This is a genomic window from Synechococcus sp. H60.1, assembly GCF_047462335.1.
In the GTDB taxonomy this organism is placed as follows: Bacteria; Cyanobacteriota; Cyanobacteriia; order Thermostichales; family Thermostichaceae; genus Thermostichus.
This window is the reverse complement of the sequence record NZ_JANSJA010000004.1, coordinates 2,705-10,065: the sequence shown is the minus strand read 5'-3', so window position 1 is coordinate 10,065 and position 7,361 is coordinate 2,705. Positions and strand designations below refer to the sequence as shown.

General features: G+C 58.9%; 7 protein-coding genes. 1 reads left to right on the top strand and 6 read right to left on the bottom strand.

Going from position 1 to position 7,361, the window contains the following annotated elements:
- Positions 1–62: 62 nt before the first annotated feature.
- The 5 genes from NW852_RS00205 to NW852_RS00185 form a co-directional block, all read right to left on the bottom strand.
- Positions 63–812 (bottom strand): class I SAM-dependent methyltransferase, encoded by a 750-nt coding sequence (locus tag NW852_RS00205; RefSeq protein WP_414365941.1) that lies wholly within the window; start codon positions 810–812, stop codon positions 63–65.
- A gap of 158 nt (positions 813–970) precedes the next feature.
- A complete protein-coding gene (locus tag NW852_RS00200; protein ID WP_414371464.1) occupies positions 971–1,771 on the bottom strand; it encodes an FAD-dependent thymidylate synthase in 801 nt (266 codons plus the stop codon).
- A gap of 74 nt (positions 1,772–1,845) precedes the next feature.
- Positions 1,846–2,622: a DUF4397 domain-containing protein gene (locus NW852_RS00195; protein WP_414365944.1), complete on the bottom strand. Its 777-nt coding sequence runs from the start codon at positions 2,620–2,622 to the stop codon at positions 1,846–1,848.
- Positions 2,623–2,813: 191 nt separating this feature from the next.
- Positions 2,814–4,082, bottom strand: a complete 1,269-nt coding sequence (locus NW852_RS00190) for a bifunctional sterol desaturase/short chain dehydrogenase (RefSeq protein ID WP_414371466.1) — start codon at positions 4,080–4,082, stop codon at positions 2,814–2,816.
- A gap of 214 nt (positions 4,083–4,296) precedes the next feature.
- The gene (locus NW852_RS00185) at positions 4,297–4,839 is read right to left on the bottom strand and encodes a DUF192 domain-containing protein (RefSeq protein WP_414426369.1); all 543 of its coding nucleotides are present in this window, start codon (positions 4,837–4,839) and stop codon (positions 4,297–4,299) included.
- Between the two features lie 193 nt (positions 4,840–5,032).
- Here NW852_RS00185 and NW852_RS00180 point away from each other — a divergent pair, with 193 nt between their 5' ends.
- Complete coding sequence (locus NW852_RS00180) at positions 5,033–6,319, top strand: serpin family protein (RefSeq protein ID WP_414371470.1); 1,287 nt, start codon at positions 5,033–5,035, stop codon at positions 6,317–6,319.
- A 4-nt stretch (positions 6,320–6,323) separates the two neighbouring features.
- On the opposite strand, the gene NW852_RS00175 is transcribed toward NW852_RS00180, so the two are convergent.
- On the bottom strand, positions 6,324–7,361 hold a 1,038-nt coding region (locus NW852_RS00175; RefSeq protein ID WP_414426368.1), incomplete at its 5' end, for an NFACT family protein.

Here is a 7,361-nt window from a genome sequence, read left to right as displayed (position 1 = left end):
AAGTCAACGGTAATTGAAAAACCAGTCATAACAGCAAGAAGCTGAGGAGAAGATTAAGAGATTCAGTTTCCTAGAGAAGGAGTTTTCATAGGACTAGCTACCGCCAATAAAGACAGGCCAAAGGGTAGGGAGAACTTAGAAATTAAATAGGCTTCTGCAGCAAAAATCTCGGTTAAAAGCCAATTGATCCAAGGCGAGGGCATTTTTAGATCTTGACTCTCCTTGAGGCGAAAGCTCTTTTGGGCTAGGCGGATCCCTGCTGCTAATGGAAAGAGAAAGCTGTTGAAAAAGGTAAAGGTATGAATTTGCAGGCCGGCACTCTTGAGTAAGGAGAGAAGTTGTGCTGCTGTGTAGCGTCTCTTGTGGTGATTGAGCTCGTCATGGGCGCTCCACAGCCAGGGGTAGGCCGGTACCGTGATCACCAGGTAGCCGGATGGCTTTAACCTTTGGATGAGAGCTTCCAGAGCTGCTTTGTCTTCCTCCAAATGTTCTAAAACGTCCAGTAGGGCAATAAGGTCAAATTGCTGGGAGCCAAAAGGGATCTGATGCGGCAATTCACCTTCGGCCACAATCCCAATGCCGCGGGCCCGGGCCAAAGGCAATGCTATTTCGCTTCTTTCCATGGCCCAGACTTGGCCAAACTGAGACAACATTTCTAGGTTGCCGCCACTGCCACAGCCGGCTTCCAAGATACAAGCCGCGGGCGGAAGAGGGATCCCGGCAATAACCTGCCTGAGAATGCGGCGGCGCCCCACAAACCACCAATGTCGATCTTCTAAGCCCGCCATTTGTTCATAAGCTCTGGGATCCATACAATAGTCGTTCCAAGTATTGGGAAACAGCTTGTTAGTTGATCCCTTGCTCCCCTCTCCCACGAGGGGAGAGGGGTTGGGGGTGAGGGTCGAAAGATGACCTTATCCTATACTTTTCCGGTGTTAGAGAACTCCGTCCCGCTTACGCGATTTAGGTTTCAAGGAGAAAGCCTGGCCTTGCCCCAGCGATTTTTGCGGTACCAGGCGGCAACATGAGGGCACCAGGCCTCAAAGTGGGGCCAGATGAGCTCGCACAGCTCGCGGATCTCCCGCTGGGCATCGTCTTTGGCCCGCAAATCCAGAAAATGCATCAAGCTGCGGCAATTAAAAGAAACCACAAAATGTTGGCGGATCCCGTAGCCGATGATGTTACGAGCATCTTCATAGGGCAATCCGCACTCTTCGACCAGGCGATAATAGGCAATGGCCTGACTGCGATACTGCTCAAGAATGATGTTCAGGGCCTCAGGAGAGATGGGCTTGAAGCCTTGGCGGGTTTTGGCCTTGCCTTCTTTGACGCTGGCAGGAACGTAAAACAGAGTTTCCAACTCTTGCAAAGATAACGAGGGCTCCGCGCCGGTTTTGTCGGCAAAAGCAGCGGTTTCGTTGGTGCTCGGGGGCGCAGACAAGAGTCTTTTGCCCAAATCGGCAATTTGCCGGCCTGTATATCGAAAAGATTGAACGTCGAAAGAAACTCCCACTCGATGAGTACGGGCCTGTTGCATGACAGCATGGGGAAAATAGCCTACCCCAAACGTGATCTGAGGGTGCTCAAGAGGCCCATAGTGGCCACGATTGCCCTCCAGCAGATGCCGCACCACGGCCTCTCCATACTTTTCCGGGATCCGGCCCTCTGGGGTAACAAAATCGGGGCTGTAATCTTGGTGCATCGCCTGCCAGATCACCCGTTCGGGATCTGGAGTTTGGCTAAGCACCACCACTTGAAATAAGGCATCCACAGGCTGTGCCCCCAAAGCCAGAGACGAGCGGCTAGTCTCACAGTATAGAGAGGATCAAGCCGCAGGCAGCCTTGCTATAGGAGCCTACGAGCTCGAGTTTCCTCTGCCAGCACCATATTCAAGCCCGGATTGCTGCGCAGCAGGCCGGCTACGTAGAGGGTGTAGACTTTACCTGCCTCTAACTGGAGGTCAAACCGTTGCAAGGGAATGCTCCGGCTGGGAGATATCTGCCCACCTGAAGCAGAAGGGGCTGTAGCCACCTGGATTTGGGTAAAGCCGGGGCGCATGGCTTGAAAGGTGGATACTTGCCCAAAGGCCAACTGGGGCAACAGCACCCGGCCTTGCTCCCCTTGCCATTGCAGGGCCGGCGCATCAGGGGCAGCGTGGACAAACCGCACCAGGGCTTGATCAAATAGAGGGTTGATATTGTCTTCCAGTACCAAGGCCGTCACGCGATTGGGCTCGTCGGCGGCCACCACTGAGAACACTCCCCCGCCCCTGAGGTTGGCCACAGTCCTGGCCACAACCGTTCGCGCAACGGAGTCCTTAGAACCCGAGGGCTGGCCAGGGTTCTCAGGTGTTGAAAACAAAACAATGTCGTACTCGCCCGCCGGCATGCGCACGTATTCGCTCACTGCGCCATAGGCTACACCCTGGGCAGCCCTTACCCCTCCCACTTCCAAGTCAATCCGAGGGGCATCGGGGGCCACATGCACCAAGCGCACCTGCACTTCCGCCACCTCTGCAGAGGCTATGGGGATGGCACAACCCGCCAAAAGGCCCGTCACTAAAGACCCACCCACTGCGCAGAGAACTGCGCTTACCCACTGTCGCACCATGTTGACGCTCACTCCTACTCCTCACACCCAACATTCACTCGGAGAGCGAGCTGTTGAATTCCTCCAAACAAAGGGCCCTTTCGCTCCCCGCAAGGTTCACATTGGCGCAAGGGATCCCCTCTCCTGCGGCCAAAGAACCTGCTCTTGTCTTACCCCAGTTTTGCGCCTGATGCCATAGAGCCGGGCAGGATTGGTCGACTCCCCTAAATCAAAGGGATCCCGGCGACGGGATCAAGAAGAACTGGGCGAGAAGAGCGGCGGCTGAACAAGCGGAAATAGGTGCTGACGGCCAACTCTTTCAGCGGGAAAAGCAGGTAGGTGAGGGGGTTGATGGTGACAATGATGTTGCGGCAGTCGCGTTTGGCCTGGGCCAGGATCTGGGCGGCCACCCAATCGCCTGACATCACTCCAATGGGATTGAGCTGGCTCTTGAAGGGGCCGAGGATGAGCTTGCGCACCACACAGGGAGCGTCCAGGCGGCGCAGGGTAACCAGATCCCCTAGGGCCCGCTTGGAGAGCTCGTAGAGGGGGCTAAAGGCAGGGCTGACCTCGGCTTCTGAGGTGTTTACCCAAACCTCTTTGGTGGCCACTTCCGGATTGTTGCGCACCGTCTGAAAGAACAGCTCCATCAGGCGCCATGCCGAGAAGGTGTTGACGGCGTAGGACTGGCGGACAGACTCGGGATCCCGCTCCCCATGCACGTTGAGGCCGTGGTTGATGACCAAGATATCGACCCGCTCCAGGAGTTCGGCCAGGGATCCCTCCTGCCCCACCTGCCAGCGAACGGTCTCCACCGGCTGGAGCTGACCGTCCACTTCGATGGCAACCGAATCCGCATGGGAGCTAAGGGCAATGACTTTGGCTCCGTGGCGGTGAAAGTGCTGCAAGAGGGCCCGGCCCAGGGTGCCAGAGGCGCCGGTGACGGCCACGCGTTTGCCCTTGAAAGAGAGACTGGTGCCCATGATCCGATCCACCAAGGTTAGGGTGCCGCAAAAGTAGGCGTTGGTATCGTCGAAGTGGTGCCGCCAGTGGTAGGCGCGGTTCACATACCACTGCGCAGGAGGGGCGGGGAAAGGCCCCGGCTGGTGGGTGATATCCGTCTGCAGAGCCAGCCCCCAGCCCCGCAGCGCGCCGGCAACCAGAAAACTGGCCGAGTAGAGTACCCCCACTGCCGCTGCCAGGCCGTAGAAGAGGGATCCCTGTCCCAAGAGCACTACCCAAGGGATCCCGGCTAGAACCATCGTTGCTGCCTCGGGAACATCGTGGTGCCACTGGGATTCTCGGTATAACTTGGGGTCTACCACGCTGAGATCGGGGCGGAACAGGCGGTGGTGCAGGGTGTGCTTGGGCAGCAGCCAGGGCCACTGGTGGGCCAGCCAATGGCGCACATCCCGCACGATCTCCGCCCAAAGGACGGAAGCCAAGGCAATAGTTCCAACCTCCAGCCACTGAGTTACGCTGCTAACATCCATAGGGCTTTGCTGGCAATAGCCAAACCATCCTGAACTCGCCGTCGCCTCTTGGCATCAACCTCCCACAGTTGGCGACCCTCAAAAATCATCCCAAAGATCCCTGAGAAAATCATCCTAGACCGCGAGCAAGAGGGCAAACGGCTGCCTTTGGGATCCCAGCTTCTTCTGCAAGCTTGTTTTCCCTCACCCCCGGCCCTTCTCCCAAAGAGAGAAATCAAGGAGTTGGGGGCGGAAGCTGGCGGATCTCCACAACATCTCCCACTTGCAAACCCAGGGCCGCCGCCGTCCCGCCGCGGAACTCCAGCACGCCATCTACCAACTGGTCAGGGGGTGGCCCATAAACAGGGCAGGGTTGGGCAGGGCAGCCGGGCACATCGGCGGCGATGGAGACGACCCGGCCCCGATAGAGAAAGATAATGTCCAAGTTAAGCGGCGTGTTGAACATCCAGAAGGCAGCTGGCTGGGGCGGGTCGAAGGGAAACCACATGCCGCGATCAAGAGGCAAATCGGTGCGAAACATTAGGCCTAAGCGCTGCTGCTCAGGGGTGCGGGCCACTTCCAGCTCAAAGCGCTTGCCAGCAAGGGTTACTTCCGCTTCCACCGGCAGGTGCTGGGGCTGTCCTTTGGCCGGAGTTGCGTTGGCAACGGCTGCCGTCCCCTGGGCTTCTCCTCCAGCGGCGCATCCCAGCAGCAGAGCCAGGCCCAAGGCAATCCCGCTTGCTGTGACAACCTGGCGCTCTCTTACCCACCAACTCATCCCTTTCTCCTGCTGAGCTGTGCAGGCTTAATCCTACCCTGCTCTCTAGAGTTTGGCCGGGATCCCCTGCGGGCTTTGGCCTGTCGATCTCACCTCAAGCGCAGCCGCAATGGCCGGCCTGGGCAGGGGCCATCCACCCCCAACCCGATACCATAGCCATAGACTCGTTCCCCACCCGGCCAGGAGAGCCCCGATGAAAGACCTTTTGAGCATGTCCTCGGTGAGCCGGATCCCGCTGCTGGCTCTGCTGGGCCTATTGCTTTTGGGTCTCCGGCCCACCCACGGGGAAACCCCGGTGCGGATCCCGTTTGAGCCGACCGTGACCGATGGGGAAGGCTATGGAGAGGAGGCGGTGGCCCAGCAAGCCCAAAGTCGCTTTGCGCTAAAGCTATTCGATTACCTACTCCAGCAGCAACCGCAAGAGAACCTCTTTTTCTCCCCCTTGAGCCTTCGTCTGGCCCTGAGCATGCTGTACAACGGCGCTGCTGGAGAGACCCAAGCGGCGATGGCTAAGGTGCTGGAGGCCCAGGAACTCTCCCTCAATGAGTTGAACTGGACCAATGCCCAGATGGTGCGCTGGCTGGTGGAGCGATCCCAAGCAGAAGGACCGATCCAGGTGCAAATGGCCAACGGCCTTTGGGTCGATACAACCCTCACCTTGCGCCCCTCCTTTTTGCAAGCCCTGGCCACCTATTACCAAGCAGTGGCCAATCGGGTGGAGCTGGGATCCCGCCAGACGGTGCAGGCGATTAACCGTTGGGTAGCCGAGCGCACCCAGGGCCAGATCGACCGCCTCGTGGATCGCCTCAGCCGTGAAGACAGGATGGTTTTGCTCAACGCCATCTATTTCAAGGGAGAGTGGACCCAGCCCTTCGATCCGACCCTGACCAAGCCCCAGCCCTTCACCCAAGCTGATGGCCGCCGTGTCCAAGTGCCGCTGATGGCCCAATCCGGTCGCTACGGCTACCGGGAGACCGAGCAGCTCCAGGTGGTGCGCCTGCCCTATGGGGAAGGGGAACTGGCCATGCTGCTCCTGCTGCCCAAACCAGGGGTGAGCTTAGCAGCCCTGCGGGAGAAGCTTAGCCCAGAAACTTGGCAAGAATGGACGGGATCCCTGTCCACCCGCCCCGGCTCGGTGCGGATCCCCAAGTTTAAGCTGGCCTACGAAATCGATCTGGGGCCAGCTTTGCAGCAGTTGGGCATGGGGATTGCCTTTTCCCGGCGGGCCGATTTTAGCCAACTGACCCCAGAGCCGACGCAGGTCAGCAGAGTCTTGCACAAGGCGGCCATCGAAGTTAACGAAGAGGGATCCGAGGCGGCTGCTGCCACCGGGGTAATCGTCTCCCGCACCGCCCTCGACCGGCAAGAGCCCTTCCAATTTGTAGCGGATCGCCCCTTCTGGTTGGCCATTGTGGCCTCCGGAGCCAACCGGGAGGCGCAAACTGTGCTGTTTATGGGATCCGTAGTCAGCCCGGAGTAGAGGGCTATAGCCCTGCTGGGAGATCCGACTTGGGCACTCCGTCCTTTTCCAGGAGCAACTGAGCGCGGCTGGGGCGGCCCCACAGCACCCGCTCCTGTTTGTAGACCACCATGCCAGGGGGGGATCCCTTAGGCTTAAAGACGCACTTAGGGCGGGTATACACCACCGGCACCTGGTCGCTAAGGCGACCGCGGCTAAAATACGCCGCCAAGTCGGCAGCCGCTTGCAGATCTTCGCTTTCGGCCACAGCCCCAGGAGGCAGGCGCAGGAGCACATGGCTACCCGGGATCTCCTGGGCGTGAAACCACCAATCCTGGTCTTGGGCAAGGCGAAAGGTCAGCCGCTCATTTTGCCAGTTGTTGCGCCCCACCCAGATAGGGAAACCACTGGGGCTAGTGAAGCAATAGGGGTTGAAGCTGGCTGCAGGGGAACGTCTAGCTCCCTCCGCCTTGCTAGGACTCTCGAGGTAACCTTGCTGAATGAGCTCCGCCTCAATTTCTGCAAGGATGACCAAGTCCTGGGGATCCCGGTAGGCTTCCAGCTGCTGCAGGGCTGCCTCCACTTGCTCTAGGTAGCGGATCTCTTGCTCTGTGGCTGCTAGCAAAGGTTGCACTGCCTCCTGGGCTCGCTTTTGTTTGCGGTGCTTGCGGTAGTAGGCCTGGGCGTTGAGAACGGCGTTTTTCTCCGGATCCAGCGGGATCTTGACCATCTGGCCGCTAAAAAAGTCTGGCAGCTCCAGCGAGCTCAGCCCTGGCCGCCAGAGGTGGAGATGGGCCATGAGGAGATCGGCAGCCTGCTTGGAGGCTTCTGCTTGGGCTGAGTCGGCCAACATCTTCTCGAAGTGGTCGCGCCGCTGGCGGAGTTTTTTGAGCAGGGCGGCCAGCTTTTGCCCCAGCCGCTGTCGCTCCCGCTCAAAGCGTTCGCGGTTAAGCTGGGCTTGGTAGTAGGCTTCCAGGAGCTGGTGCAAGTTGGGCTGAGAGGGATCCCCGCTAGAGCCCCTCCAGCCGAGAAGAGTGTACCCCTGGGAGGTGAGTGCCGGCTC

Bases quoted from the DNA above. Each gene is read 5' to 3' on its own strand.
- NW852_RS00180 (WP_414371470.1), top strand. From the start codon at position 5,033: ATGAAAGACCTTTTGAGCATGTCCTCGGTGAGCCGGATCCCGCTGCTG.
- NW852_RS00190 (WP_414371466.1), bottom strand. From the start codon at position 4,082: ATGGATGTTAGCAGCGTAACTCAGTGGCTGGAGGTTGGAACTATTGCC.
- NW852_RS00185 (WP_414426369.1), bottom strand. From the start codon at position 4,839: ATGAGTTGGTGGGTAAGAGAGCGCCAGGTTGTCACAGCAAGCGGGATT.
- NW852_RS00205 (WP_414365941.1), bottom strand. From the start codon at position 812: ATGGATCCCAGAGCTTATGAACAAATGGCGGGCTTAGAAGATCGACAT.